23 protein-coding genes are annotated in these 25,237 nt (G+C 65.7%); 12 read left to right on the forward strand and 11 right to left on the reverse strand.

The features are described 5' to 3' along the window. The first annotated feature begins 37 nt into the window (after window positions 1-37). On the forward strand, window positions 38-2,917 hold the full coding sequence (locus ACW5CM_RS04305; protein ID WP_457124270.1) for a glycosyltransferase: 2,880 nt from the start codon (window positions 38-40) through the stop codon (window positions 2,915-2,917). Further along, window positions 2,914-4,290 (forward strand): DUF5719 family protein, encoded by a 1,377-nt coding sequence (locus ACW5CM_RS04310; RefSeq protein WP_457124271.1) that lies wholly within the window; start codon window positions 2,914-2,916, stop codon window positions 4,288-4,290. Before ACW5CM_RS04305 ends, ACW5CM_RS04310 begins: the two co-directional genes overlap by 4 nt. Here ACW5CM_RS04310 and ACW5CM_RS04315 read toward each other — a convergent pair. Further along, a complete protein-coding gene (locus ACW5CM_RS04315; protein WP_438253534.1) occupies window positions 4,281-4,709 on the reverse strand; it encodes a hypothetical protein in 429 nt (142 codons plus the stop codon). The two genes, ACW5CM_RS04310 and ACW5CM_RS04315, sit on opposite strands and share 10 nt — an antisense overlap. A 67-nt stretch (window positions 4,710-4,776) precedes the next feature. Between ACW5CM_RS04315 and ACW5CM_RS04320 the strand changes: the two genes are divergently transcribed. The 4 genes from ACW5CM_RS04320 to ACW5CM_RS04335 all read left to right on the forward strand — a co-directional run bounded on the left by ACW5CM_RS04320 (window position 4,777) and on the right by ACW5CM_RS04335 (window position 7,957). Then, on the forward strand, window positions 4,777-4,983 hold the full coding sequence (locus ACW5CM_RS04320) for a DUF3499 family protein (protein WP_438253535.1): 207 nt from the start codon (window positions 4,777-4,779) through the stop codon (window positions 4,981-4,983). Between the two features lie 99 nt (window positions 4,984-5,082). Next, window positions 5,083-6,006 (forward strand): permuted SH3 domain-containing protein, encoded by a 924-nt coding sequence (locus tag ACW5CM_RS04325; protein ID WP_457124272.1) that lies wholly within the window; start codon window positions 5,083-5,085, stop codon window positions 6,004-6,006. Beyond that, window positions 6,003-6,746: an ABC transporter ATP-binding protein gene (locus tag ACW5CM_RS04330; protein WP_439254849.1), complete on the forward strand. Its 744-nt coding sequence runs from the start codon at window positions 6,003-6,005 to the stop codon at window positions 6,744-6,746. The genes ACW5CM_RS04325 and ACW5CM_RS04330 overlap by 4 nt, the downstream gene beginning before the upstream one ends. Continuing rightward, a complete protein-coding gene (locus ACW5CM_RS04335) occupies window positions 6,743-7,957 on the forward strand; it encodes an ABC transporter permease (protein WP_438253538.1) in 1,215 nt (404 codons plus the stop codon). The genes ACW5CM_RS04330 and ACW5CM_RS04335 overlap by 4 nt, the downstream gene beginning before the upstream one ends. A 12-nt stretch (window positions 7,958-7,969) precedes the next feature. Here the strand turns inward: ACW5CM_RS04335 and ACW5CM_RS04340 are convergent, their stop codons facing one another. Further along, window positions 7,970-8,779, reverse strand: a complete 810-nt coding sequence (locus ACW5CM_RS04340) for an RDD family protein (RefSeq protein WP_438253539.1) — start codon at window positions 8,777-8,779, stop codon at window positions 7,970-7,972. Between the two features lie 16 nt (window positions 8,780-8,795). On the opposite strand from ACW5CM_RS04340, the gene ACW5CM_RS04345 reads away from it, so the two are divergent. Further along, window positions 8,796-9,788, forward strand: a complete 993-nt coding sequence (locus tag ACW5CM_RS04345; RefSeq protein WP_438253708.1) for a stage II sporulation protein M — start codon at window positions 8,796-8,798, stop codon at window positions 9,786-9,788. 18 nt (window positions 9,789-9,806) lie between these two features. Here the strand turns inward: ACW5CM_RS04345 and aqpZ are convergent, their stop codons facing one another. The 8 genes from aqpZ to ACW5CM_RS04385 form a co-directional block, all read right to left on the reverse strand. Continuing rightward, window positions 9,807-10,571: an aquaporin Z gene (gene aqpZ, locus ACW5CM_RS04350; protein ID WP_438253540.1), complete on the reverse strand. Its 765-nt coding sequence runs from the start codon at window positions 10,569-10,571 to the stop codon at window positions 9,807-9,809. Window positions 10,572-10,716: 145 nt separating this feature from the next. After that, window positions 10,717-12,216, reverse strand: coding sequence for a catalase (locus ACW5CM_RS04355; protein WP_438253541.1), 1,500 nt, complete (start codon window positions 12,214-12,216; stop codon window positions 10,717-10,719). Then, window positions 12,217-12,654: a Fur family transcriptional regulator gene (locus ACW5CM_RS04360; RefSeq protein ID WP_457124273.1), complete on the reverse strand. Its 438-nt coding sequence runs from the start codon at window positions 12,652-12,654 to the stop codon at window positions 12,217-12,219. It lies immediately after the preceding gene. Between the two features lie 75 nt (window positions 12,655-12,729). Continuing rightward, window positions 12,730-14,037, reverse strand: coding sequence for a DUF58 domain-containing protein (locus ACW5CM_RS04365; RefSeq protein ID WP_457124274.1), 1,308 nt, complete (start codon window positions 14,035-14,037; stop codon window positions 12,730-12,732). Window position 14,038: 1 nt separating this feature from the next. Further along, on the reverse strand, window positions 14,039-14,962 hold the full coding sequence (locus tag ACW5CM_RS04370; RefSeq protein ID WP_457124361.1) for an AAA family ATPase: 924 nt from the start codon (window positions 14,960-14,962) through the stop codon (window positions 14,039-14,041). Window positions 14,963-15,012: 50 nt separating this feature from the next. Next, window positions 15,013-16,182 (reverse strand): DUF4350 domain-containing protein, encoded by a 1,170-nt coding sequence (locus tag ACW5CM_RS04375; protein ID WP_457124275.1) that lies wholly within the window; start codon window positions 16,180-16,182, stop codon window positions 15,013-15,015. After that, a complete protein-coding gene (locus tag ACW5CM_RS04380; protein WP_457124276.1) occupies window positions 16,179-16,820 on the reverse strand; it encodes a DUF4129 domain-containing protein in 642 nt (213 codons plus the stop codon). The genes ACW5CM_RS04375 and ACW5CM_RS04380 overlap by 4 nt, the downstream gene beginning before the upstream one ends. Then, the gene (locus tag ACW5CM_RS04385; protein WP_457124277.1) at window positions 16,817-18,061 is read right to left on the reverse strand and encodes a DUF7847 domain-containing protein; all 1,245 of its coding nucleotides are present in this window, start codon (window positions 18,059-18,061) and stop codon (window positions 16,817-16,819) included. The genes ACW5CM_RS04380 and ACW5CM_RS04385 overlap by 4 nt, the downstream gene beginning before the upstream one ends. A 170-nt stretch (window positions 18,062-18,231) precedes the next feature. On the opposite strand from ACW5CM_RS04385, the gene mtrA reads away from it, so the two are divergent. From mtrA to hpf, 5 genes are all read left to right on the forward strand, one after another. Then, a complete protein-coding gene (mtrA, locus tag ACW5CM_RS04390; protein ID WP_438253547.1) occupies window positions 18,232-18,912 on the forward strand; it encodes an MtrAB system response regulator MtrA in 681 nt (226 codons plus the stop codon). Window positions 18,913-18,921: 9 nt separating this feature from the next. Next, window positions 18,922-20,619 (forward strand): MtrAB system histidine kinase MtrB, encoded by a 1,698-nt coding sequence (gene mtrB, locus ACW5CM_RS04395; RefSeq protein ID WP_457124278.1) that lies wholly within the window; start codon window positions 18,922-18,924, stop codon window positions 20,617-20,619. Continuing rightward, window positions 20,616-22,328 carry an LpqB family beta-propeller domain-containing protein gene (locus tag ACW5CM_RS04400; RefSeq protein ID WP_457124279.1) on the forward strand — a complete coding sequence of 571 codons (1,713 nt, stop codon included), beginning with the start codon at window positions 20,616-20,618 and terminating at the stop codon, window positions 22,326-22,328. Before mtrB ends, ACW5CM_RS04400 begins: the two co-directional genes overlap by 4 nt. Window positions 22,329-22,417: 89 nt before the next feature. Continuing rightward, window positions 22,418-23,095 (forward strand): ComF family protein, encoded by a 678-nt coding sequence (locus ACW5CM_RS04405; protein ID WP_439254842.1) that lies wholly within the window; start codon window positions 22,418-22,420, stop codon window positions 23,093-23,095. Between the two features lie 79 nt (window positions 23,096-23,174). After that, window positions 23,175-23,831: a ribosome hibernation-promoting factor, HPF/YfiA family gene (gene hpf, locus ACW5CM_RS04410; protein ID WP_439254841.1), complete on the forward strand. Its 657-nt coding sequence runs from the start codon at window positions 23,175-23,177 to the stop codon at window positions 23,829-23,831. A gap of 49 nt (window positions 23,832-23,880) precedes the next feature. Here hpf and ACW5CM_RS04415 read toward each other — a convergent pair whose 3' ends face one another. Continuing rightward, the gene (locus tag ACW5CM_RS04415; RefSeq protein ID WP_438253552.1) at window positions 23,881-25,197 is read right to left on the reverse strand and encodes a hypothetical protein; all 1,317 of its coding nucleotides are present in this window, start codon (window positions 25,195-25,197) and stop codon (window positions 23,881-23,883) included. Between the last annotated feature and the right edge of the window lie 40 nt (window positions 25,198-25,237).

Here is a 25,237-nt window from a genome sequence, read left to right on the forward strand (position 1 = left end):
AGTCGCCTGAGAATGCAGCGCTTAGGCTGGCCAAGCCATGCCAACCCGAGTTCATGCCATCATCGTCGCGCGGCCCGGATCTTCCTCCCGCGCACAGCTCCTGCGTACTCTTGACGCCCTGAGTCTCCAGACTCGTGCGGCGGACGCCGTGACGCTCGTCGTGTGCGGAGACGCCTCGTCCGCCCGAGACAGCGAAGCGATCGCTCGTGTCATCGAAGGCATCATCGAAGCACGCAGCAGCACCTCGTTCGCTGAGGCCATCGATTTGGCTCGACCCCGGGTGGCGCAGGGCTCCGCTATCTGGTTGCTCGCACACGACACGGCACCGCACCCGCAGGCGCTGGCGCAGCTCAGCGGAGCGCTCGAGCGCTCACCATCGGCGGCCATCGCCGCTCCCAAGCTCGTCGATGTCGACAACGATCGCGAGATCGTCTCCCTCGGCGTCACCATGACCTCGCTTGGCCGATCAGTCGAACTCGCCGCCGGCGAACTCGACCAGGGCCAGCACGACGGACGCGACGACGCGCTCGGCTCGGACATCCGGGGCATCCTGATCCGCAGCGAAGTGCGCGACCCGCTTCGTCCTGATCCCGCTCTCGCCGGGGCCGACGAAGGCCTGGACCTCGGTATCCGTGCGCGGCTGGGTGGTGGGCGCGTCGTCCTCGCCCCGAACGCGCGGATCTCCGTGCATCCTGACGGCCCGGCAGCGCTCCCGCAGAACGCAGCGCAACGCGCGTTCGTCACGCGGCTCGCACAGTTGCACCGCAGGCTCGCCTACGCTCCCGCCATCAGCGTGCCGCTGCACTGGCTCTCATTGTTGCCCCTGGCGCTGTGGCGAACCGTCGTGCATCTCATCGGCAAGCGTCCGGCGGCTGTCCTGCCGGAATGGGCAGCAGCGCTCACCGCGATGGTCCGCTTCGGCGCCGTGGCGCGGTCTCGCCAGCGCATCCGCTCGTTCCGAACCGCCTCCTGGTCGAGCATCGCCCCACTGCGTGTCACCCGCGCACAGCTGCATCGGAATCTCGACGACGGTCACGGGAGCGAAGGGGGAGCGGTCAGCGAACTGAATTTCTTCTCCGGTGGCGGCGCCTGGGCCGTGCTGGGCGCTCTCGTGGTGAGCGTGGCCTCGTTCACAACTCTGCTTGCTTGGCCTGCCATCGGCGGCGGCGGACTGCTTCCGCTGCGCGACACCGTCACAGCACTCTGGCGCGATGCTGCGTGGGGATCGCGCGGACTCGGAGTCGACGTCATCGGCCCTGCGGATCCTTTCGCCGGAGTCATCGCGATCATCGGATCGCTGTGGGCCGGAGCACCGTCTTTCGCGCTCGTGGTGCTGTGGCTGCTGGCACTGCCGCTGGCTGTACTCGGCGGATGGTTCGCCGCAACACGAATCACTGACCGCGCGGGAATGCGCATCTTCGGCGGTGTCGCCTGGGCGCTCGCGCCGACCTTCCTCACCGCTCTCATGACCGGGCGCCCGGCCGCAGTCCTCTTGCACTTGATCCTGCCGTGGCTGTTCCATGCGGCCGTCGTCGCACACCGCTCCTGGGGTGCGGCGGGCGCAGCGTCGATCATCCTCGCTGCAGCTCTCGCCTGTGCACCAGCGCTCGCACCAGCGGCCGGGCTGCTCTGGCTGATCGCGCTGGTCGTCGTGCTTGCGCATGGATGGTTCCATGGAGCCGTGCGCCTGCTGTGGATGCTGGCTCCCACCGTGGTGCTGTTCCTGCCGATCGTCGTCTGGCAGGTGCGGTACGGAAATCTCTGGGCGATCTTCGCCGACCCCGGCCTCATCTGGGCAGGCGGTCAAGCGAGCGCGGACAGCGCCGGACGGATGCTGCTGGCCACAGGTTTCCCGACCGCCGATCTTGCCGGGTGGATGAGCATCATCGATCCCACGATTGCGATGTGGGCACCGCTGCTGCTTGTGCCGGTCGCGCTGCTGGCACTCGCCTCAGCGATCGCGCCGCGCTGGGGTGCTGGTATCACTCTGCTCGCTGTCACCGTCATCGGTCTCGCGACCTCATTCCTCGCCGTGGGCGTGACCGTCTCCTTCGCACAGGGCACCGCGGTCGCGATCTGGCCGGGAACAGGCTTGAGTCTGGCCTGGGCCGGGCTCGTCGGCGGTGCGCTCGTCACGCTTGACACCGCCATCACGCTTCCCCGTGTGCGGGTGGTCACGGTGACGATTGCGGGGCTCGCACTGGCGCTCTGCGCCGTGCCGGCGCTGACCGCGCTGCACACCGAACGCTCAGTTCTCACCAACGGACCGGAGAGTACCCTCCCGGCCTACGTCGCCGCCGAGGCGCGCGGCGACCGTGCGATCGCCACACTCGTCATCACGCCGCAGAACGACGGCGGGCTGGCGTCAGAGGTGATCTGGGGTGCGAGCAACACGCTGGGCGCGCAGACCACCATGCTGAGCACCGCCACCGAACCGCATGGCACCGACATCAGCATCCTCACGGTCGATCTGCTCTCGGAGCGCACCTTCGATGCTCCCGGCGAGCTCGCAGCCCATGGCATCCACTTCGTCCTTCTCGATCAGGTCGCCGGCGAAGAATCCGCCACCGCACGTGCGTTCCGAATCTCCGCTGTCACCGCTCTTGATCAGCGCGCCGGGTTCGTGAAGGTCGGCGAAACAGACAAGGGCGTGCTGTGGCGCTTGGACAGTGTCACCGCTGAGCGTCCGGGCCTCACCGCATCCGAGGCTCGCACCATGCAGGCCGTGACAATTCTGCAGCTGGTCGTATTCCTGGGCGCCGTACTGCTGTCGATCCCGACCCGAGCCTCGCGCCGAGCTGCGCGAGCGCAATCACGGATCGTGGGGCGTTCACCCGATGAACCTCTGATTCTTCCGAAGCGGGCGGATGACGATCTCGAGCCAGCCGATCTTGAGCCAGCCGAGGAGAAGCGATGACTCACAAGCCACCAATCCGTGTCGCCGCTACCAGCGCCAGGCTCGTGGCAGGCGCCGTTATCGCTGTCGCGTGCGTAGCGGGAGTCACAGCCGCTGTCGCCGTCGAATGGCCGAGCGTGACTAACCAGGCAGCACAGATGCAGGTGCGACCTGCTGCTGGCGACACCACCGTGGTGTGTTCCGGATCGTTCCGTGCGATCGGCCGAGATGCGAACAATGCGCAGCAGATGTCGTCAGCGGGCGATCCAGCACTCACCGTCGACAGCAACGGACCGCGTGACGAATCCGAACTCGCCGTACCGGATCTGACCGGGGAGTTCGCGGCTCCTCAGCGTTTCATCGGCAGCGCCGAGCAGGGGGGAACCTCGCTGGTCGCGGCTGCCGAATCGATCTGGCTCGCAGCCGGTGATCTTTCCGGCCTCGCGGCGAGCGCATGCCGTGAGCCGCAGACCGAGTCGTGGCTGTTGGGCGGAACTGTCGAGACGGGTACCAGCGACCTGATCATCCTGTCGAACCCGGGCGATGTCACCGCGACGGCGGCCCTCACGGTCTTCGGATCGGAACAGACGACGACCACCACGCTGGTGCCTGCCGGAACGCAGCTGGCTGTGCCCCTGGCATCCGTCGCCGCCGGGCTCCAGCAGCCCGTCGTGCGGGTGACGGCGACCGGGGCTCCGTTGCGAGCAGTGCTGCAGTCCTCGCTGATCCGCACCCTCGACCCCTCAGGCATCGACCTGCAGGACACCGCGGGAGTTCCCGGCACCGATCTGACATTCTCCGGCGTGCAGGTTGTCGCCGACAACGCAGATTCCGCGGTCACGGTGCTGCGACTTCTCGCAGCGGATCAGCCCACCACGGCGACGATCACCGTGCGTTCCGGGGCCAAGGTCGTGCAGACGAAGACGGTGCCGCTGGAGGCGGCCATCCCCGCCGAGGTCAATCTGGACGGCTTGGATGTGGGCGTGTACAGCGTGAACGTCGAGGCGGACTCTTCGCTCGTGGGAGCCGTCTGGCAGAGCACTGGCGTAACGGCCGGCTCGGATTTTGCCTGGATGACACAAGCTCCCGAGATCACCGGAGAAGTTTTTGTCGCCGTGCCTGCAGGGCCGGCGCCGCGACTGCATCTGGTGAACCGAGGCGACGAGGACGTCACCGCGACGCTTGCACCCACAAACGGACAGGCCGGCTCGGAGATCACCGTTGCGGCGGGCGGCTCGACCCTGATTGATGTCACCGCGAGCACCACATACGCTCTGGCCGTGAACGGCGGCGGGCTGCATGCAGCCGTCGCACTTGCCGATGTGAATCAGTTGGCCGGCTGGCCGCTATGGCCAGCAGCATCGGAGCGCGCGGCCATCACGGTCTATCCCTGATCGGGCCCGAAATCCCACGGCTCCTTGCCGACGTATTCGGCGGCCGCCCGGAAAACAGCGCTCTCGATCGCGATGCGGCGATGCAGGTCATCATCGTGACCGGGGGGAAGCAGTCGTTCGATCGGGATGCGATACAGCACGATTCTGCGCTCATCGCGGTCGAGGTGCCAGCGCGGGATGCCGTCATCATCGATGTTGCGGGGGAGTCCGCCGATCTCGAAGCGCACCTCCTGCAGCTCCGGCCAGGTGCCGCGCAAGAAGTCCACAGCCGCGCCGATGGTGCTGTCGAAGCGGTCGATCCTGCCGTTCAGCGGAGCCAGGGGCGGACGCAGCACCTCGCTGCGTCCGAGGCGTCCGTGGCGGCCGTGCCGTGCGCCGCGGCGAGGAGCTGCGGCACCTGGATCTGAACGACGGGCCATGATGAAAGTCTATGGCGTTCCGCGCGGCATCCGCTCGTGTGCTCGCCGGCGCTCTACTCTGACAGAGATGGACGTACGAATCTGCTCCAAGGTCACCTGCGCACGCGAAGCGGTCGCGACGCTGACGTTTGACTACGGTGATCAGATGGCGGCCCTCGGACCCCTGGGTGGCACGGACCATCCGCACGCTCATGATCTCTGCGCGCAGCATGCCGACCGGCTCTCGGTCCCGGCCGGCTGGCTCGTCATCCGCCATGAGGCGTTGCGCGCCTGAAACCGCGTTGCATGCACGCAAATGAAGTGCATACCTGGAAAGCATTTATGGCTATGATGATTCCGGACGCACCACCGTGGAGCCTCCAGAGAGGCTTCCGTGGTCGTTTGGCGTCGATGGATTCTCCCCATCCTGCTCGTGATCATCCTGGGCGCGTGCGCGGCAGGGCTGGTCAAACTCGCATTCTTCCCTGAGGCTCAGGCCGCGGCCATGGGGCCAGGGGCCGAGATCACCGATCCGGTCATGCCCGTTGAGCGGGGCTCCGTGATCAACGAGCTGTCGCTGAGCGGCAACGTCGCACGTGACAACGCCTATCCGGTACGCAGCGAGGTGAACGGCACGGTCACCGCCGTCCACGTCGGAGGTGGCGCCGTCGCTGCCGGACAGGTGCTTTTCACCGTGAAGCAGGACGACCCCGTGCGCAACATCGACATCGTCGCTCCCGAGGCGGGCGATCTGTCGGAGATCGCTGTCATCAAGGGGCAGCAGGTATCCGTTGGCGGTGACGTCGTGACCCTGTCGCCGGCTCGCTACCACCTGGTAGCCGCCGTCGAACCGGTGCAGTTGTATCGACTGGTGAACGCTCCGGCTGAGGCGACCGTCTCGATCACGGGCGGACCTGCGCCTTTTGCCTGCACGGGTGTGCAGGTGCAGGTGACAGCAGAAGGCGGAGCGAGCGTGCAGTGCTCGATTCCCGCTGAGCAGACCGTTTTCGCCGGTCTTCCCGCGCAGATGGATCTTGCCCTGGGGCAGGTGGAGGATGCGCTCGTCATCCCGGTGACCGCGGTGCAGGGCGGATCCGGCTCCGGTGTGGTTTGGGTCGATGCCGGTGACGGCGAAGATCCGCAGGAGCGCACCGTGACACTCGGCGTGAGCGATGGCACGACCGTCGAGGTCGTCGAAGGGCTCGAAGAGGGCGAGATGGTGCGCCAGTTCGTGCCCGGATTCGTCGCCCCGGTCGAGGAATACTGCTACGAGATCGAACCCGGTGTCGAACAGTGCGAAAGTGGGATGAGCTGGTGAGCCTGGTCTCACTGGACAGCATCTCCAAGAGCGTTCTGCTCGCCGATGACTCGCGGCTGGAGATTCTCCGCGGGATCAGTCTCGATGTGGATGCCGGCGACCACGTTTCGATCGTCGGACGCTCCGGCTCCGGCAAATCGACATTGCTGAACATTCTCGGGATGCTGGATGCCCCCACCGAGGGTTCGGTGTCGTTCGAGGGCACCCCGGTCCGCAAGATGAGCAGCGGCAGACTCGATCGCCTGCGCGGCGCGAACGTCGGATTCGTCTTTCAGCAGTTCAACTTGCTCGCCGGTCGAACAGCGATCGATAACGTCATGATGCCGTTGAGTCATGCCAGCGGACGGCTGTTCTGGAAGCGCCGGGAGCTCGCCGCCGACATGCTCGAGCGGGTGGGGCTCGGGCACCGAATCGATCAGATCGCCGATCGTCTGTCCGGCGGCGAGCAGCAGCGCGTGGCAATCGCCAGGGCGCTGGTGCGAAACCCCATGCTGATCCTCGCGGATGAACCCACCGGCGCACTGGATATCGACACCGGGGCATCCGTGATGGAGCTTCTGGATGAGGTCGCCACACAGACCGGAGCCGCGCTGGTGACCATCACCCATGACCTGCACGTCGCTGCGCGCGCACGACGGCACTACCGGCTGGAGGCGGGCATGCTCGCCCCGGTGGATCTCAGCCGGGCATTCGAAGCATCCACGCTGGCTACCGGCGTCCCCTCGGAGGCAACGGCATGAGCGGGTTTATCGGTGCGTTCTCCGACGCCTGGGCCGAGATCCGCGTGCACAAGCTGCGGGTGCTGCTCAGCCTCATCGGCATCGCCGTATCCGTTGCCGCGTTGACAGCCGTGGTCGCCTTCTCGGAGTATCAGCGGCAGTTCCAGGTCGAACAGTCCGATCGCTACGGGGGCCGCGCGGCGACGATCGCCGTTTCCGTGATGAGCGATAACGGCGCTCCGGTAGATTTCGCGGACTTCGACGACCGCTTTTCTCGAGTCAGCGAGCGATTCGAATTCACACACACGGCGCGCGTTGCTGACGGCTTAATGTTCCGTGCGCAGTTCCCGGACGGAGTGCGGGAGGTCAGCGGCAGGCTGCTGGACCCGCTCTATGCCGAGATGCACCGTGAGCAACTGCTGGAGGGTCGCGCGTTCCGGCCAGGGGATGAAGCGGCGCTTGCGCCCCCGGTGGTCATCACCGAGCCGCTCTGGGATCTGATCGGTCGCACGCCGATGAACCAGCATCCGACTCTCACGATCCTCGGTGATGCTGGCGGCACCTATCAGGTGGTCGGGGTCACTCCGAAACAGGGCATCTGGGATGAAGAGGTGCGCATCGACGTGCTCTACGACGCGTACACCGCCCGTGTCGATCAGCTCCCGCCGGAAGTGATGCCCCGTCACGAGGTGTGGGTCACGGAGCAGCAAGCATCCGAAATCGGACCCGTGCTTGCGATGGATCTGCGTGCTGGCCTCCCCGAAGGGCAGTCAGTCATGGTGAACCGCAGCGACTGGGCTTCCCAACCCGGCATGGAAGATTCCATGCGGACCTTCGAGATGATCACCGGCGGGATCGCCGTGCTCATTCTCGGACTCGGTGCGCTGAGTCTCATCAACATTCAGCTGGTCGCCATGCGCCAGCGAGTGCGAGAGATCGGCGTCAGGCGCGCGTTCGGGGCGACATCGGGTCGCGTCTTCGTCTCCGTGCTCCTGGAAAGCCTGGTTGCCACGACAGTCGCGGGCATCATCGGCATCGCGATCGTCGTCGCGGTGCTGCGCTCAGACTGGGTGGTTCCGGCGATGTTCCAGGGGATGCAGGATGTGCCACCGTTCCCGATGCGCGCCGCGGTCACCGGGCTTGTGGCATCGGTCATCGTCGGCGCGGTTGCCGGGTTCATCCCCGCGATGGTTGCGCTGCGCGTGAAGGTGATCGACGCGATCCGGTTCTGACCGGTAGTGGCGTCAGACGCCGACGCGGCGCCCGGAGAGCTTCTCCGCGCGCGCGTCGGCGATGGCCAGTGCCCGCCGCTCGCGTTCGCGGCGCAGCACGGTGATCGCTATGAGCAGCTGCTCCGGGTGGGCAGCCGGCTGCGGGGAGACGTACTCGGCCGTCTCGGTGACGAGTTCCGCAGCGATCTTCGCGCGCGCTGAGGGCGACATGCGCTCGGCATGCTGCAAGAACTGCGAGATGCGACGGGCGAGGCGATCGGGCATCCGTGCGACGTCGGCGATCTGCCCCCAGCCGATGAGCGACTCGGGCATGACCGGGACGAGGGGGATGAGCTTCGGGGTGCGCACGCGCTGGCTGTAGGTGCCGGCCACGAGGTCTCCCAGGCGCTGCGAGCGGGCCGTGAACGCCCCGGCCAGCAGGGCGATCGCGCCGAAGGTCATATAGGTCTCCAGAACGCCGATCAGCGCTCGGATGAAAGCGTGGCGGAATCCGGTGGCCCCGCCGTCCATGCGAACGATGCGTCCGCCGACGGCCAGTTTCCCGAGGCTCCGGCCGCGAAGTGCGAGCTCGACCACGATCGGCACCACGACGAAGCAGACCACGATCGCGACGATGTTCACGATGCCGTCGATCGCCGGCGTCACGATACCGGTGGCGAGAAGCCATACGCGCAACCACAGGAACAGCAGGAACAGCACCCAGCTGACGGCCATGTCGATGAGCGCGCCGAGTGCGCGCATGAAGAACCCGAGCGGTTGAACATCGATGGCAACGGCTTCGCCGGAGAGGACTTCGTCCGTGGTGTCGATCGGCGTAGACATGAGTACAGTAAATCAGGTGGATGCTGATGCCCTGACCGATGCACGACGTGCCGAGTGGGAACGCCTGGACGAACTCAGCCGTCAGCGGCTCGACGGTGGCGGAGTGGATGAGCTCATTGTCCGGTACCGGGCGGCATCGGCAGATCTTGCCGAGCTGAAGACTTCGGTCGGCGAGTCCCCGCAGGGTGCCTACCTCTCGTTGATTCTGGCCAAGGCGCGGTTGCGTCTGACCGGTGCATCCGACAGCATCCTCAGTCAGATCGGGCGGTTCTTCACCGATCAGCTTCCGGCCGCACTGTATCGCCTCCGCTGGACCACGCTGGTCATCGCACTGGCATTCATCGCCATCTCGGTCGGTGTCGCTGCATGGATCTCAAGCGACCCGGCTCTGGTAGCCAGCCTCGGGCCGGCGGACTTCCTCGAGCAGTACGCCGAAGAGAGCTTCACCGGCTACTACACCGATAACCCCGCGGCCGTGTTTGCGGGGATGGTGTGGACCAATAACGCGTGGATCGCCGTGCAGTGCGTGCTGTTCGGCGTCACCGGCATCTGGCCGATCTACATGATCGCGCAGAATGCGTTCAGCATCGGTGTCTCCGGGGGAATCATGGCTGCGCACGATCGCGCGGATGTGATGGTGCTGTACATCCTTCCGCACGGGATGCTCGAGATGACGAGCATCTTCGTCGCAGCTGCCGCAGGGCTCCACATCTTCTGGGCCTGGGCTGCACCGGGGCACCGCACGCGGGCAGCGGCTCTCGCGCAGGAGGGGCGGGCGCTGGCGACAGTGGCCATCGGGCTGGTGTTCGCGCTGTTCCTGTCCGGGCTCGTCGAAGGCTTCGTGACCGGCTGGTCGCTACCGTGGCCGATCAAGATCGGTATCGGAGCTGCCGCGCTGGGGGTCTTCCTCGCCTACATGCTTCTCGTCGGACGCCGCGCTTACCAGCGGGGCGAGCGCGGCGACCTGCTCGAGTACGAGGCAGGAACGCCGCAGCTCGTCGCCGGGTAATCAAGAGGTGCTTGATTCTCAGAGGTGCTTGGTGCCGTCCAGCAGCGTCTTGTAGGCGAAGCCAGCGATCAGAGCGCCGACCACCGGGAAGACCAGGAATACCCACAGCTGCGCGAGGGGACCGGCTCCGCCGTAGATGGCTGCGGCGATGGAACGTGCTGGGTTCACCGAGGTGTTGTCGACCGGGATGCTGATGAGGTGGATGAGTGTCAGCGTGAGGCCGATGGCGAGGCCGGCGAACGGCGTCGGACGGAGCTTGTGCGTCGTACCGAGGATCACGAAGAGGAAGATCGCGGTGAGGATGACCTCGATCACGATCGCTGACCACATACCGAATCCGCCGGGGGAGTGCTCGCCCCAGCCGTTGCTGGCGAATCCAGCATCCTGCGCGCCCGTGAGCCAGCCTTCAGGACCGAAGATGCCGATCAGCACCAGCGCGGTGCTGGCGATGATGCCGCCGATGACCTGCGCGATGATGTAAGCGGGCACGTCTCGCCAGGGCAGGCGCCCGGCTGCTGCGAGTCCGAGGCTGACGGCCGGGTTGAAGTGGCCGCCGGAGATCGGGCCGAAGGCGTAGACGCCCACGACGACCGTGAGCCCGAACGCGAGGGCAACGGCGACGTAAACCGCAGAGCCTGATCCGGGGTCGGTGAAGTGGTTCGATGCGAACAACGCCGTGCCGACACCGCCGAACACCAGCAGAAAGGTGCCGAGTGCTTCAGCCGTGAGTCGTGCTCCGGTTGACGGCGCTGCGGGTGTTGCTTCGGCGAGCGATTCACTCATGAGATTCCCTCTCGTCAGTTCGAGTCGGACACGACCCATTTCAGGGCACATCATCCACCCACTCGCATATCTTGCACTGTAGGCGCGCCGAAGGGCCGGATGCATGCGCATCCGGCCCTTCGGCTACCGAGTGAATCTGCGGCTATTACTCGCCGACGCCGACGGGCTCCGGCTCGGATCCGCCGTTCGCCGCGACCACGGCACGGATGTCGTCCGCGACCTTCTGGTCGACCTGGCCCCAGTACCAGAAGAAGCGCTCCTGGATAGCGGGGACGGTCAGCCCCGCGTACTGACCCGCGAGCGTCTCGATGAAGCGCTGGCGTTCCTCAGCGGTGAAGACCTCGTTGACCAGCGTGCGGGCCTGTCCGAAGTCGTCGTCCTCGGAGCGCAGGGTTGCAGCGCTGCGCAGGAGTGTGCCGTCCTCTTCCCAGCTCGCCTCGACACCGCGCTGCGGGTCTGCCTGCGGTCCACCCGCAACACCGTACGAGTTCGGCGTGTAGACGCGGTGCTCGGCGGTGTTGAAGTGGTACTGCATGTTGCCCTCGTGCATGTAGTTGCTGACGTGGGCAGCGTGCGGCTGGTTGACCGGTAGCTGGTTGTAGTTGGTGCCGATGCGGTAGCGCTGGGCGTCCGGGTAGGAGAACACGCGCGCCATGAGCATCTTGTCGGGGGAGATGCCGGTGCCGGGAACCTGGTTGCCGGGCGAGAAGGCAGCCTGCTCGATCTCGGCGAAGAAGTTCTGCGGGTTGCGGTTCAGCGTGAAGGTGCCGACCTTGATGCGCGGGTAGTCCTTCTTCGACCAGGTCTTGGTGATATCGAAGGGGTTGAATCGGTAGGTCTTGCCCTCTTCGTATGGCATGACCTGGACGTAGACGTCCCACGCCGGGAAGTCGCCCTTCTCGATCGCCTCGTAGAGGTCGCGGCGGTAGTAATCCGCATCCTCCCCGGCGAGGCGCTCGGCCTCATCGGCGAACATCGGCTCTACGCCCTGCTTGGACATGAAGTGGTACTGGATCCAGAAGCGCTCGCCCTCAGCGTTGACCCACTGATAGGTGTGTGAGCCATAGCCGTTGACGTGGCGCCAGGAGCGCGACAGTCCGCGGTCGCCCATGAGGTAGGTCACCTGGTGCGCGGACTCGGGAGAGAGCGTCCAGAAGTCCCATTGCATGTCGGCGTTGCGCAACCCCGAGCCGCCCAGCCGCTTCTGCGAGTGGATGAAGTCCGGGAACTTGATGCCGTCGCGGATGAAGAACACCGGGGTGTTGTTTCCGACGATGTCGAGGTTGCCCTCGGTCGTGTAGAAGCGCAGCGAGAAACCGCGGACGTCGCGCCAGGTGTCCGGGGAGCCCTGCTCGCCGGCCACGGACGAGAAGCGCAGTAGTGTCTCGCTCTTCGCGCCCTTCTGGAAGACGGCTGCGCGGGTGTACTGCGAGACGTCCTCGGTGACGACGAACTCGCCGAATGCGCCGCCCCCCTTGGCGTGCGGGTTGCGCTCCGGCACGCGCTCACGGTTGAACGATGCGAGCTTCTCGACCAGGTATCGGTCGTGCAGCGCGGTTGTGCCGTCAGCACCGTTCGTCAGCGAGTGCGCGTCGCTGGCGACAGGCGTGCCGGTCTGGGTGGTGGTGAAAGTCTTGTCAGTCATTCACTTCTTCCTTTCGCAATCAGAGCAGATGGCTCGGTAGGTCACAGAGGCTTCGAGGATGCGCATCCCGTGGTCGTGGGATGGATGCAGGCACGGGGCTTCGCCGACGGCGCAGGCGACGTCTTCGACGCGACCGCACTCCACGCACTGCAGATGATGGTGGTTGTCGTCGGCGTGCTGCACCTCGTACAGCGCGCTCGGCGCATCCGGCAGGCTGACTCGTCGGACGATCCCGACGCCGGTGAGGTCGCCCAGGATGCTGTGCACGGTGGGGAGTGCGACTCCGCTGAGAATCGAACGCAGCGAGGAGTGCACGGTCTCCGCAGACGCGTGCGGGCGTGCGGTGAGGGTGTTGATCACCGCGACCCGCTGCATCGTCACGCGAAGCCCGGCGGCACGCAACCGCTCAGGAGCTTCGATCGTGCCGATGGGGTTCATGGCCCCATTCTCCCATAAAGATGAATCATTCACAATAAAGAATGGTTCATTTCTACTGCGATCGATGGCCGACAGTCACAGGCGTCCCGCGGCCTTGAGTTCCAGGTAGCGGTCGGCGATTCGCGGTGGCAGCGCCTCGGGATCGGCGGCGATGGCCTCACCGCCCGCGCGGCGAATGGCATCGGTTACGTTCTCCGCGTCGCGGAGGGTCCGCTCAGCCGCAGCGGCGAGATAGATCTCCTCACGCGAGCCGCGCTGCTGCGCCAGCTTCTCAACAGACTCATCGGTCACCGAGCCGACCAGCACTGTCGTCGCACGCGATGGCGTGGGAAATGCGCCGAGGAAGCCGCGTGCTGACTCCGCGGCATCCTGAGCGGTGAGAACGACGACCAACGAGGGGCGCGTCGTCAGCGTGCGGATGGCGGCGAACGCACCAGACCAGTCCGTGTCGACCAGCCGCGCATGCACCGTAGCCATCGCATCCGTCATCGCCGGCAGCAGTGCGGTCCCGTCGATTCCGGTCACGCGTGCACGCACCGCGCGGTCGTACAGCAGCAGATGCACATGATCGCCGGCGCGGGTCGCCAGTGCTCCGAGCAGCAGTGCCGACTCCAGGGCGGCTTCCAACCGGGTACCGTCGCCGACGCGGGCCGCGGACGTACGGCCGGTGTCGATGAGGATGACCACGTGCCGGTCGCGCTCGGGCCGCCAGGTGCGCAGCATCGTGGTGCCAGCACGCGCCGTGGCACGCCAGTCGATTGAGCGGACATCATCGCCGCGCACGTAATCGCGCAGCGAGTCGAATTCGGTTCCTTGACCGCGCATCTGGATGCTCGTGTTGCCATCGAGTTCGCGAAGTCGGGCAAGTCGGGAAGGCAGATGCTTGCGGGAAACGAACGCCGGGAGAACCCGCAGCGCACCACGAACCTCGTGGCGGGCCTGCTTGCCACCGAGCCCCAGCGGACCGCGCGATCGGACGAAGACGAACTCGCTCGCCAACTCGCCACGGCGGCGGGGCAGCAGCGGCACGCTTACGCGGCGACGCTCCCCGGCCGGAACCAGCACGCGCAGGCGCTCGGCGCTCGCGCCGGCCGTCGGCTGCCAGCCATCGCGGACCACGGCATGCAGCGTTCGGGAGCCATGGTTGTGCAGGGCAATGCTCGTCTCGACGGGTTCGCCCATCCTGCCGCGCGCGGGTACGCGCCGGGTCACCGTGATCGTGCGTGCACTCGCTGCCGCCGTCACATCGACTGCCAGCAGCACGGAGCACAGCACGAGCCAACCGGCAAGCACAGCCCACACCGGCAACCCCGCCGCGGTCAGCGCGACGAGGGGCAAGACACCGAGACCGGTGACCAGAGCGAGTCGAGGAGAGACGAACACTTTAGATCGGCACCCGCGTCTGCTGAATGACCGAGGCCAACACAGCATCCGCCGATACGCCTTCCATCTCGGCGTCCGGGCGCAGCTGCAGGCGGTGACGCCAGCACGGCACCAGCATGGTCTGCACGTGATCGGGTGTGACCGCGGTGGAGGCGTTCAGCCAGGCCCAAGCCTTGGCCGCGGCGAGCAGTCCTGTGGATGCTCGTGGACTCGCCCCGAGCAGTACGGACGGAGATTCCCGGGTGGCGCGGGCGAGATCGACCACATAACCGAGAACTTCATCGGTTACCTCGACGCGTGCCGCGGCATCCTGAGCAGCGCGAATCTCCGCTGCGCTGACTACCGGTTCGAGACCGGTGAGCGCACGCGGGGAGAAGCCGTTCGCGTGCAGACGCAACACGGTGACTTCGGCGTCGCGCTCAGGCATCGTGACGACGAGCTTCATCAGGAAGCGGTCGAGCTGGGCCTCAGGCAGTGAGTAGGTCCCCTCGTGCTCGATCGGGTTCTGTGTCGCAGCGACCAGGAACGGATCAGGCAGATCGCGGCTGGTGCCGTCTGCTGAGATCTGGCGTTCTTCCATCGCTTCCAGCAGCGCCGCCTGCGTCTTCGGCGGCGTGCGGTTGATCTCATCCGCCAGCAGGATGTTGGTGAATACCGGTCCCTGACGGAACTCGAACTCACCCGTGCGCGCGTCATAGACGAGCGACCCGGTCACATCTCCCGGCATGAGATCCGGGGTGAACTGCACGCGTTTGGTGTCGATTCCGAGGGCACGAGCGAACGCGCGCACCACCAGGGTCTTGGCGACGCCGGGAACGCCCTCGAGGAGGACGTGTCCGCGCGAGAGCAGGCAGACCAGCAACCCGGTGACGGTGCCAGCCTGGCCGATCACGGCCTTGTCGATCTCCGTGCGCACGCGGTGCATGGCATCTCGCAGCTGTGCCTCGTCGAATGCGGCCTCAGGGGCGGTATCGGTCACGGTGTTTTCCTTTCCACGTGCACAGCATTGTCGATCGCCGTTTCCAGTTCGGCGAGCTGACGGGCAGTTTCAATGAGATCTTGGTCGTTCTCGGGCAACGGGTCGGTGAGCAGGCGGTGCAGCGAACCGCGCGGGATGCGTAGTCGATCGGATGCCGCATCTGCGATTTCTGCGGCGGTGGAACGAGCGGTCAGCCCGAGCCGTTTGGCCAGGCGACGCAGAGTCCCCTCGCGCAGCGCAGCGGCGGCGTGCGCAGCATCCGACGCCTTGGCCGTGAGATGGGCGCGGCCATGCATGGTCTCCGAGGCACGAACGGTGACCGGAAGCGTCTCCGCGACAAGCGGACCGAAGCGCTGGCCGTAGGCAGCGGTTGCGACGATGCCGGCCAGGAGCAGCAGCACGATCGCAGGCGTCACCCACTCCGGGGTGAGCGAAGCGAGCGTATCGACGCTCTGTGCCTCCCGGTCGGTGTCGGCCAACGACGGCACATACCACACGACGTTTCCGGTCTGCGCGAGCAACGCCAGACCCAGCGCCGCGTTGCCGTCTTCGGCGAGGTACTCGTTGCTGAACAGGTCGCTGCCTTCGAGGAACACGGTGCGAGTGTCACCGCGGTCATCGACGAGCAGCCCGGCGTTGCCGTCGGCATCTTGATAGCATCCGGTCACGTCCGCAGCGGGGGCGAAGAAGCGTTCCGGTCGGATGGCACCGACATGGGCGAGCTCGGGCAGCGCACACTCAGCGGTGAGTTCGCCTGCCGAGGACTCGGCGTTCGTCCCCAGATCCAGCAACCGCAGCATTCGAGCAGCGCTGGTGAGGAATACCGTGTGGTGTGCCGGTTCCAGGAGTTCGATCACGGCCTCATCAGACAGATTGAGCGGATCGGCCATGACGACAGTGGTGTCGTCGCTGATAGCGGCTCGTGCTTCGGTGCGTGAGCGGGTGACGGTGATCTCGACACCCTGATCGCGCAGCAGCTCGGCGAGGGCGAGTGCCCCGGAGGGCTTCGCACTCTCGGGATCGAGAAGTCCGCGCGAATCCGGCGTGTTGAAACTGACGCTGCCGATGAAGAGCGCGAACACGACCACGACGAGGGCGATCGCTACCCAGCCGAGAGCCGAGCGCACACGACCCTTCTCGCTGACCGCTGTTCCAGAACTGGTCATACCGGCACCGCCGCAGGGTGCTGGTTCGTGAGCAGGTCGTCGGTGGCAGCAAGAGCGCGGTAGCTGTCTGCGGACGCCGGGTGTCGCAGGTAGCGCACGTCGTCGAAGGCTTCAGCGGCGGATGCCAGGGCATCGTGATGCGCGTCGAAGGCGCGGGAAGCTTCCCGCGCGATGCCCTGTGCCGTCGCGCCCGGGGCAGGACTGATGATGTCGCGTTCGAGGAGCGCGCGAGCCAGCGCGCGAAAGCGCAGCACTGTCGCCGCATCCCAATCGCCGCTCTTCGCACTGCGCTCGGCTTCGGCTCTCAGCTGAGCGGCCGAGCGATCATCGGTTTCGCCGAGCAGCTCCGAGCCCGTGCGCTGGACGCGACGTGACCGGCGCGGCTTGCCCCACAGCAACAGCACCGTGATGAGTGCCGCCACGATTACCACCGTCACGATGATTAGTGCGACATTGCCGGTCTGTTCGCCAGTCTGCGTCGAGAACAGGCTGGCGATAAATTCTGCGACATCCTCTGCGAGGTAGTCGAACCAGGTCGGTTTGGCGTCGGCGTAGCGCGGGTTCTGAAGTTCCTGCTCGGCCCAGCGTCGGGCTTCTTCACCGTCGGGGGCGAAAGGATCGGCGTCGAACCGGATCATGCACTGCCTGACCCCGGAGGAGCCCACTGCCCGGGCGCTGCTGGCGGCGGGGAGGTAGGCGGCGGGGAGGTAGGCGGCGCCGGCGCAGGCGGGGGAACCGGTGGCGCGTATCCGGCGGGCTGGTAGGGCTGCTGGTACGGGGGCACGAACTGCTGCTGCTGCGGTGGTGTCCGGCCGATGGCACGCTCAGGATCGACGGCGAACGGATCACCGAGTTCTTGCGCGTCGACGCCGCGGTCCCGGCGATCCAGGTAACCGATCAGGCTGTGGTCGAGCCCCTCGTACCGCATCCGGCAGTCGAGGTAGATGAATGCCGCGGCAGCGCACTGCACGACGATCGCGACGGCCTGCAGCACGTATGTCAGCAGCTGCGGAGCGATGGCCGTGAGAGCGAAAGCACCGATCTCGGATGCTTCGTTGGGGCCGCCCGGAGCAATCACTCCGCCGATCATCGATCCGAGCAACGAGAGCGGAACGCTCACCAGTCCCACTGCGGTGTTCATGATCAAGCCGATTAGCAGCATCACCGCGAAAGTGTTCCAGAAGCGGCCCCGCGTGAGGCGCCAGGAACGCACGAGCGCATGGCGGATACCGACTCGCTCCAGCACCAGCACCGATGGCACCAACAGCAGCTTGGTGGCCAGCCAGACGCCCAACGGGATCATCGCCAGCACGACCAGGATGCCGACGACGACGGTGAGGCCGACAGCTGACGCGGAACCGCCTGCCCCGGCAAGGAATCCGAGGGCGATGATTCCACCGATGATGGCGACGACGAGCAGCGTTGCGAGAGATTGAAGCAGGCTCCAGGCGATCAGCGGCCAGAATGCCGGTCTCATCAGTCGCCAGAGCCGTCCGAGCGAGGCCTTCTCTCCGAGTGCCGCGTATCCGACGTTCGCGGCGACAATGCCCTGCATGACCGCGGTGAATGCGAGGCTCACCAGGCCCATGACGAGCGCGACGGCACCATTGATGGCGATCGTTCCCCACATGACCGGGTAGAAATCCGGACTGCTGGGGGAGATGGACTCCAACCGCATGAAGGTGGCGAACATAACTGTGCCGATGACACCGGCGGTGATGGCCGCAACGATGAGTTGGATGACGATAGCGAACCCGAACAACACCTTGGGGTTGTGGCGCAGCGCTGCGAAAGGCTTGCCCAGTAGGGCACCGAAACTCAGCGGATGCAACGGAATAAGCCCCGGTTTCGGGGCTGGCGTCCAACTCTGTGCGCTCATGGCGCTCCCTCCGACGTGCAGATCCATCGTGTCACACCCACGGCCGCACTGAAGAAGCGCCGGAGGCGCTACCGTGATCCAAACGTTGTCATGAAGTACGCTGGAAAAAGTTGCGTCCGACTTCACCCGTGTGGTGGCGCACATGGCTAGAAAGATGAGGCTGGGATCAGATGACCTCACGGATCCTCGTGGTCGATGATGACACCGCGCTCGCCGAGATGATCGGGATCGTGTTGCGAACCGAGGGCTTCGAGCCTGTGTTCTGCGCTGACGGTGCGTTGGCAGTGGAACAGTGGCGCACCCAGCGCCCGGACCTGGTGCTGCTGGATCTGATGTTGCCGGGGATGGATGGGATCGAGATCTGCACACGGATCCGCGCCGAATCCGGCGTCCCGATCATCATGCTCACCGCGCGCAGTGACACTGCCGATGTGGTCCGAGGGCTGGAAGTGGGCGCCGATGACTACATGGTCAAGCCCTTCAACCCGAAGGAGCTCGTCGCGCGCATCCGCACCCGGTTGCGACCGCTGCCGACAACGAGCAATGAGATTTTGCGGATCGGAGATCTGGTCGTCGACGTCGATGCGCATGAAGTGCGTCGGGACACGACTGCGATTCCGCTGACGCCGCTGGAATTCCAGCTGCTCGTTGCGCTGGCATCCAAACCGCAGCAGGTGTTCTCACGCGAGATGCTGCTGGAGCAGGTCTGGGGCTATCACTACAAAGCAGATACGCGTCTGGTGAATGTTCATGTGCAGCGTCTGCGGGCGAAGGTCGAGCTTGATCCCGACGCGCCGAAGATCGTGATGACGGTTCGTGGCGTCGGCTATCGGGCCGGGAGCGTCGGCTAGGAGATCGCGTTGGCCGCGACAAGCGCGACGACGACAACGGTCGCGATTGCGCGCGACTGGCGGGGATGGCCGGAGACGATCGGCAACCTCTGGCGACGTTCGCTGCGCTTCCGTACGATCTCGGTCACGCTGCTGTTGACGTCATTCGCGATCTTCGTCACTAGCCTGACGATGGCGCTGGTCATTCAGAACAACCTGTTCGAATCGCGACGCGCCGAAGTGCTCAGCGATGCCAGGAGCGCCGTTGCAGCCGCGCAGACGATTCTGGACTCGGCTGAGGTGACAGACGACAGCTCAGCGCTGCGTGGGGTGTGGGGTGATGTGCAGGAGACCATTCCGCGTGCGGCATCCTCTTCGCATATCGCCGTGTTCACGGTTGGTGAAGTTCCCGTCGGAAGCGGCGTGCGCGGATTCACCATCGGTTTGAGTGGCGATCTGATCACCCCGGCGCTGCGCGAATGGGTGGTCGCATTTCCCGAACGGCAGTCCTGGCAGTCCGTCGAGCTGCCGATGCCGGACGGCACCAAAGCCCCGGCGATCGTTGTCGGTCAGCAGCTTCTGCTGCCGGACTTCGGTGCATTCGAGGTGTATATCGCCTACGATCTTGCAGACTCCGAGCAGACGCTGCGGTTCGTGCAGAGCACACTGTGGGCCGCCGGGCTCATCCTCATCGCAATCGTCGCGGGTATCTCCTGGACGGTGCTGCGGTTGGTCTCTCGGCCCATCATCGAGGCATCCGAAACCAGTGCTCGGCTCGCTGCCGGCGATCTTGAGGTGCGCCTGCCTGTCTACGGCGAAGACGAATTGGCGACCCTCGCGCGCTCCTTCAATGCGATGGCCGACAGCATTGAGTCGCAGATCAAGGAGTTGGGAGAGCTGTCCCTCGTGCAGCAGCGTTTCGTTTCGGATGTCTCGCACGAGCTGCGCACGCCCCTGACGACGATTCGCCTGGCCGCAGACATGCTCAACGACCAGCGCGATCAGTTTGACCCCACCACGAATCGCACGGCAGAACTGCTGCACACGCAGGTGCAGCGCTTTGAGACGCTGCTATCGGACCTGTTGGAGATCAGCCGTTACGACGCAGGTTCCGTGCAGCTGGAGCTTGAGCCGACGAGTCTCGCAGAACTCGCGGAGGACATCATCGATCAGATGCGTCCGCTGGCAGAGGAACGCGGTACAGAGATCCGGATGATCGCCCCGGGGGGATACTCGCCGACCGAAATGGATCCCCGTCGGGTACGGCGTGTGCTGCGCAACCTGATCGGAAACGCCATCGAGCACGGCGAAGGCCGGCCGGTGGTGGTCACTGTTGACAGCAACCAGCACGCTGTGGCTGTCGGAGTGCGCGATTTCGGACTGGGGATGAGCCCGGCAGACGCCGAGCGCGTCTTCGACCGGTTCTGGCGTGCTGATCCTTCGCGTCAGCGGACAATCGGCGGCACCGGCTTGGGCCTGTCCATCGCGCTGGGGGACGCCCGCCTGCACGGCGGGACGCTCGCGGTGTGGTCGGAGCTGGCGGTGGGAACGAACTTCGTGCTGACGTTGCCGCGCGTGCCGGGCGCGATCGGCGGAGAGTCGCCTGTGGCGATCGAACCGCAGGAGATGCTTCCCGACGTCAGTCGGGCGACCCAGCCGATCCAGCTCACAGAGCTGCGCGAGCTGTACTTCACTGATTCCGTGCAGACCGGTGAGGAGAAGCCATGATCTCGAAGAGGCGCCGTTTTCTGGTCAGCGTGATCGCAGTCGTCGCGCTCACCCTCACCGCCTGCGCTGGTCTCCCGCGCAGCGGAGATGTCGCACCGGGACTGCCTCTGGGCGACACTGACCTCCCACCGGACGTCAGCGAGATCGCTGCTGGCCCGCTGGACGGCGCGAGCCCGGAGGAGATCGTCGAGGGTTTCCTGGATGCCGCGATCACTCCGACGGACAGTTGGGCAACGGCACGTCAGTTCTTGAGTCCTGAACTTGCCGCAACCTGGAAGCCGAACGTCGAAGTCACGATCGACTCCGGAGCGGGGAGCCGCGAGTTCACGGCCGATCTGAACGGTGAGATGGAGACCGCCGATTCCGGAGACGTGCATGTCGCGCTGAAGCAGGTCGCGCGCGTCAATGAGATCGGTGCGTACACGGAACTCTCCGGTGATGAGGCCGTCACGTCGTACGACGTCGCGCAGAACGAGGAAGGCGAGTGGCGGATCACGCGTGCGGCGAATGGCATCGTGTTGGATGCACAGGCCTTCACCCAGGTATTCCGCCGTCACTCGCTGCAGTACTTCGATCAGGGCTGGTCTCATCTGATTCCGGATGTGCGCTGGTATCCGCGTCGTCCGCAGATCGTCACGACTCTGACGCTGGCGCTGCTGGAGGATGCACCGAGCGAATGGCTGGCTACGGCCGTTCGCACGGCCTTCCCCAACGATGTTGCGCTGGCGCGTGATGCGGTGCCGGTGAGCTCAGACAAGGTGGCGACGGTCGAATTGACCGCGAATGCGCTCGAGCTCGGGGCCACGGAACTTTCGCGTATGCGCACCCAGTTGGAATCGACGCTGCGCTCCGCAGGCGTCAGCGAAGTTCGGCTCACGGTCAACGGGCGCGACCTGAACGCGGGCACAGCCAGCATCAGCAACGTCCGGCCCGAACCGGGCACTGTGGTGCTCACCGAGGCTGCCTTCGGCGTCTATGTCGGTGATGAGATCACCCCGTACGACGACATCAGCGCGCAGATCGTCGAACTCGGTGCGTCGGTGACTGCTGCCGATGTCGCAGCCGATGGCACGCGCGCGGCTGTGCAGTTGGACACGGGCGTGATCTTCACGGTCTCCGAGGGACGCATCGACGAACTCGATTCCCGGCCGCAGCTCGTGAAGCCCTCGATGGACCCCTACGGCTTCACCTGGTCGGTGCCCTCGAACGCGCCGCAGGATTTGATCGCTTGGCAAGCCGATGTCACATCCAGCGACGACATCGACGCCTTCCCTGATGTCTCGTCGGTTTCGCAGATCAGGGTAGGCCCAGCTGGCGCACGGATCGCGGCTGTCGTGATGGTGGGGCAGCAGCACTGGGTCGCGCTTGCGGCGATCCAGCGTGACCAGAACAATGTGCCGGTGGCACTCGGACCCCTGCACATGGTGGCTCAGCTGGATTCTGCGGCGCTCGGGCTGTCGTGGGTGGGTGAAGAACAGCTGAGCGTGCTGGTCGAGGCAGGGGAGAACCGTGTCGTGCTCACGCAGGATGTCGGTGGCCCTGGAATGTTTGCTGCCGCGCCGGAAGGAGCGAAGGCGATCTCCGGTGGAAAGACGGTGGCGGCCGTGCGTATCCTCAACGACAGCGGCGTGCTTTTCGCGCAGCGCGGCGCGACGTGGCAGATCGGGCTGTCGGACGTGCTGGTGCTCGGCACCCGCGCCGGCCAGTAGTTCTGCACGGTTTCCGGGTCAGCTCGGGTTGTCGACAGAGTCCGGGATCGTGCGCGGGCGGATGCTGCGCGCATCGGCACAATCGGGGAATGGACAACCGAACCTGGTGGGTCGCGCTCGCGGATGAGCTGGCAGCATTCCTGTTATCCGGATGCTGCGCCGGCTGTGACATTCCCGGAACGCTGCTGTGCGAGCAATGTCGGGAAGAGCTGGATGCTGACCCGGTGCGGTTGCAGACTCCGTTAGGGCTACCGGTGATCGCAGCGTTGCCATTTCACGGGGTGCCGGCACGGTGCATCCGGCGTTTGAAAGAAGATGGTGAGACGCTGCTGGCGCGCCCGCTGGGCAGGGCTGTGGCAGCAACGGTGGCAGAAGCCGATCTGCCCGCTGCCGTGCTCGTCCCGATGCCAACGGGGCGCACAGCGTTTCGGCGCCGCGGATATCGGGTACCGGAGCTGCTCTTGCGACGAGCCGGGCTGCCGATGCAACGCGCCCTCACACAGACCCGTCGAACCGCTGATCAGCGTGGCCTGGGTATCGCGGAACGCAGTGCCAACGTGGCAGGAAGTATGCGTGCGCGACACGCCCGGGGTGTGCGTGATGTGCTGCTTTTCGATGATGTCGTCACGACCGGGGCAACGCTTGATGAAGCGGCCAGGGCGCTCAACGACGCGGGATTACGGGTGTGCGGAGCGGTCACGCTCGCTGCGACTCCCCGGCACCGGCAATCGAATGTGAACGTGAGTCAAATGACTGGTGACAACTGAGGTGGTGGGTACTACGGTGGGGGTCACAAGGCGACAACGGTCCGCCCTTGGCCGGGAGGACCGGGACAAGGAGACAGCAATGGAAACAAGCATCGTTGGCGTCGGAGTGGGTATCACCGATCGCTTCCGAACCGTCGTCGAGGAGAAGATCGCTCGTGTCCAGCAGTTGGCGGGCAAAGCCCAGCGGCTGGATGTGAAAGTCACGCATCGCGCATATCGAGGTGGGCGTGTGCCGGATGAGACTGTCGAGCTCACCCTGATCGGCAAGGGCCCGGTCGTCCGTGCGGAGGCTGTCGACGGCGACAAATTCGTCGCACTCGATCTCGCCGTCGACAAGATGTCCACGCAGTTGCGGCGTGCGAAGGAGAAGCGGGTCGATGGACGCCAGCATCCTCGCGGTGCGCACTATGAGAAGGGCAGCGGGGCACTGGAGGGGATCGATGTCCAGCCCGCGTCCGTCGAGGTCCTGCGCGCAGTGGCGACCGGTGCGGTGCCGATCCAGAACGACGAGGAAGAGGAATACTCGCCCGTCGTCATCCGAACCAAGAATTTCGATGCTGAATGGATGACCGTTGAAGAAGCTGTCGACCGGATGGAACTGGTCGGACATGACTTCTTCCTGTTCGTCGATGTCCGCACCGACCACCCGAGTGTCGTTTACCGGCGCAAGGGTTGGGACTACGGTGTGATCTCACTGACCGCACAGGCTCCGCCTGAGGAGGCACTGGCTTCCTAAGAAAAAAGGCGGGCCCTTCGATTCCTCGAAGGGCCCGCCTTTTTGCGCATCAGTCGAAGATGCCGTCCAAGATGCTGCCGATGACCAGGCCGCCCATGATGCCGCCCATGATGTCACCGCCACCACCACGCCGGCCACCGCCCCAGTTGTCGCCGCCCCAGCCCTGCTGCTGCGGACGGGACGAGTCGATGTCGCGCTGGGCGAGCTGAAGAGCCTCGGAGGCCAGCTGGGCGACGCGGCGGGAGGCGGTGAGTGCCTGTTCGCGAGTCTCCTCGGCCTGCACGAGTTCGCCGATGTCGATGCGCAGACGCTCCGCTTCGGCGAGGCGCGTGCGAGCATCGGCGCCGATCCATCCGCGGTGTCCGGAGATCAGGCTGCGGGCTACGGCGAGTTGACGGTCGGCGTCGTCGAGGGAGTGCTGCACATGGGCGATGCTGGGCAGCGGGTTCTGTACGCGGTAGTTCGCCTTCGCGATTGCCTCGTCGAGGGCAGCGTTCGCCGTGCGCAGCTGGGACAGTTCGGCGAAAGGATCGTTGCGGGAGCCGGCGGGGCTCAGGGCCTGAAGCGCTGCTTCCAAATCTGCGATGGCAGCCGAAACCGCCGGAACCTTCGGGGCATTTCGTGCGGCGATGATGTCGCCGCGGGAGTCGGCGACCACCTCGGCGAGCGTCGATTCTGCGCGCAGCGCCTCGATCTCGAAGTCTTCGACGGCGTCGAGGAGCGCTCCGGTTCGGCGGATCGCCTCGGTTGCCGTTTCGAGGGCGAGGTTGGCCTCTTCGTTCTGCTGGGCCGCGCGGCGGCGCTCAGCGACATCGGCGCCGTGGGCGGCGAACGCGATCAGCTGCTCGGCTTCGTCGGCACTGCTGCGGACCTGCTGCACGGCAGTTTCGGCGTAACGACTGGCGAGACGATCGATGATGCTACGGGCCTGGGGCAGGCGTGCGGTCAGCTTCTCCGCGTCAGCGCGCACCTTTTCGCGCACCTTCGGCGCGTTGCGCACGGTTGAGACCGCGTCCGCGAGGGCTGCCGTCTTCTCATCGAGCAGATCTTCGGCCCACTCGCACAGCTGCACAATGCGGGCGTTGCGAGTGCGCAGCTCCTCATCGGTATCGGGGATCTCGTCGTGGTTGAGCTGGTGCAGGTGGAAAGCCTCGCGAAGGTGCGTGCGCACAGCATCCAGAGCTGTCTTCAGATCCTTGGTGAGCGAGGCGCCGAGCTCTGCCTCGGCGAAGGCGAGTTCGTCGCCGGCGGTGCGGACGCGCTCGTCAGCCGCAACCAGTGCCTTCTCCGCGTTGCGCGCGAGACTTGCGTCCTGTGCTGCTCGTTCTTCTTGTTCGCGCTTGCGTTTACCCCAGAAACCGGCCATACAGTGATCCTACTTATTCTGTTGGGTATCTCGCTGAGCA

Source organism: Microbacterium wangyouchuni (genome assembly GCF_054072595.1).

Excerpts from the sequence above, each read along its gene's own strand:
- ACW5CM_RS04305 (WP_457124270.1), top strand. The coding sequence starts at position 38 with ATGCCAACCCGAGTTCATGCCATCATCGTCGCGCGGCCCGGATCTTCC.
- ACW5CM_RS04310 (WP_457124271.1), top strand. The coding sequence starts at position 2,914 with ATGACTCACAAGCCACCAATCCGTGTCGCCGCTACCAGCGCCAGGCTC.
- ACW5CM_RS04315 (WP_438253534.1), bottom strand. The coding sequence starts at position 4,709 with ATGGCCCGTCGTTCAGATCCAGGTGCCGCAGCTCCTCGCCGCGGCGCA.
- ACW5CM_RS04320 (WP_438253535.1), top strand. The coding sequence starts at position 4,777 with ATGGACGTACGAATCTGCTCCAAGGTCACCTGCGCACGCGAAGCGGTC.
- ACW5CM_RS04335 (WP_438253538.1), top strand. The coding sequence starts at position 6,743 with ATGAGCGGGTTTATCGGTGCGTTCTCCGACGCCTGGGCCGAGATCCGC.
- ACW5CM_RS04340 (WP_438253539.1), bottom strand. The coding sequence starts at position 8,779 with ATGTCTACGCCGATCGACACCACGGACGAAGTCCTCTCCGGCGAAGCC.
- aqpZ (WP_438253540.1), bottom strand. The coding sequence starts at position 10,571 with ATGAGTGAATCGCTCGCCGAAGCAACACCCGCAGCGCCGTCAACCGGA.
- ACW5CM_RS04355 (WP_438253541.1), bottom strand. The coding sequence starts at position 12,216 with ATGACTGACAAGACTTTCACCACCACCCAGACCGGCACGCCTGTCGCC.
- ACW5CM_RS04360 (WP_457124273.1), bottom strand. The coding sequence starts at position 12,654 with ATGAACCCCATCGGCACGATCGAAGCTCCTGAGCGGTTGCGTGCCGCC.
- ACW5CM_RS04370 (WP_457124361.1), bottom strand. The coding sequence starts at position 14,962 with ATGCACCGCGTGCGCACGGAGATCGACAAGGCCGTGATCGGCCAGGCT.
- ACW5CM_RS04375 (WP_457124275.1), bottom strand. The coding sequence starts at position 16,182 with ATGACCAGTTCTGGAACAGCGGTCAGCGAGAAGGGTCGTGTGCGCTCG.
- ACW5CM_RS04380 (WP_457124276.1), bottom strand. The coding sequence starts at position 16,820 with ATGATCCGGTTCGACGCCGATCCTTTCGCCCCCGACGGTGAAGAAGCC.
- ACW5CM_RS04385 (WP_457124277.1), bottom strand. The coding sequence starts at position 18,061 with ATGAGCGCACAGAGTTGGACGCCAGCCCCGAAACCGGGGCTTATTCCG.
- mtrA (WP_438253547.1), top strand. The coding sequence starts at position 18,232 with ATGACCTCACGGATCCTCGTGGTCGATGATGACACCGCGCTCGCCGAG.
- ACW5CM_RS04400 (WP_457124279.1), top strand. The coding sequence starts at position 20,616 with ATGATCTCGAAGAGGCGCCGTTTTCTGGTCAGCGTGATCGCAGTCGTC.
- ACW5CM_RS04405 (WP_439254842.1), top strand. The coding sequence starts at position 22,418 with ATGGACAACCGAACCTGGTGGGTCGCGCTCGCGGATGAGCTGGCAGCA.
- hpf (WP_439254841.1), top strand. The coding sequence starts at position 23,175 with ATGGAAACAAGCATCGTTGGCGTCGGAGTGGGTATCACCGATCGCTTC.
- ACW5CM_RS04415 (WP_438253552.1), bottom strand. The coding sequence starts at position 25,197 with ATGGCCGGTTTCTGGGGTAAACGCAAGCGCGAACAAGAAGAACGAGCA.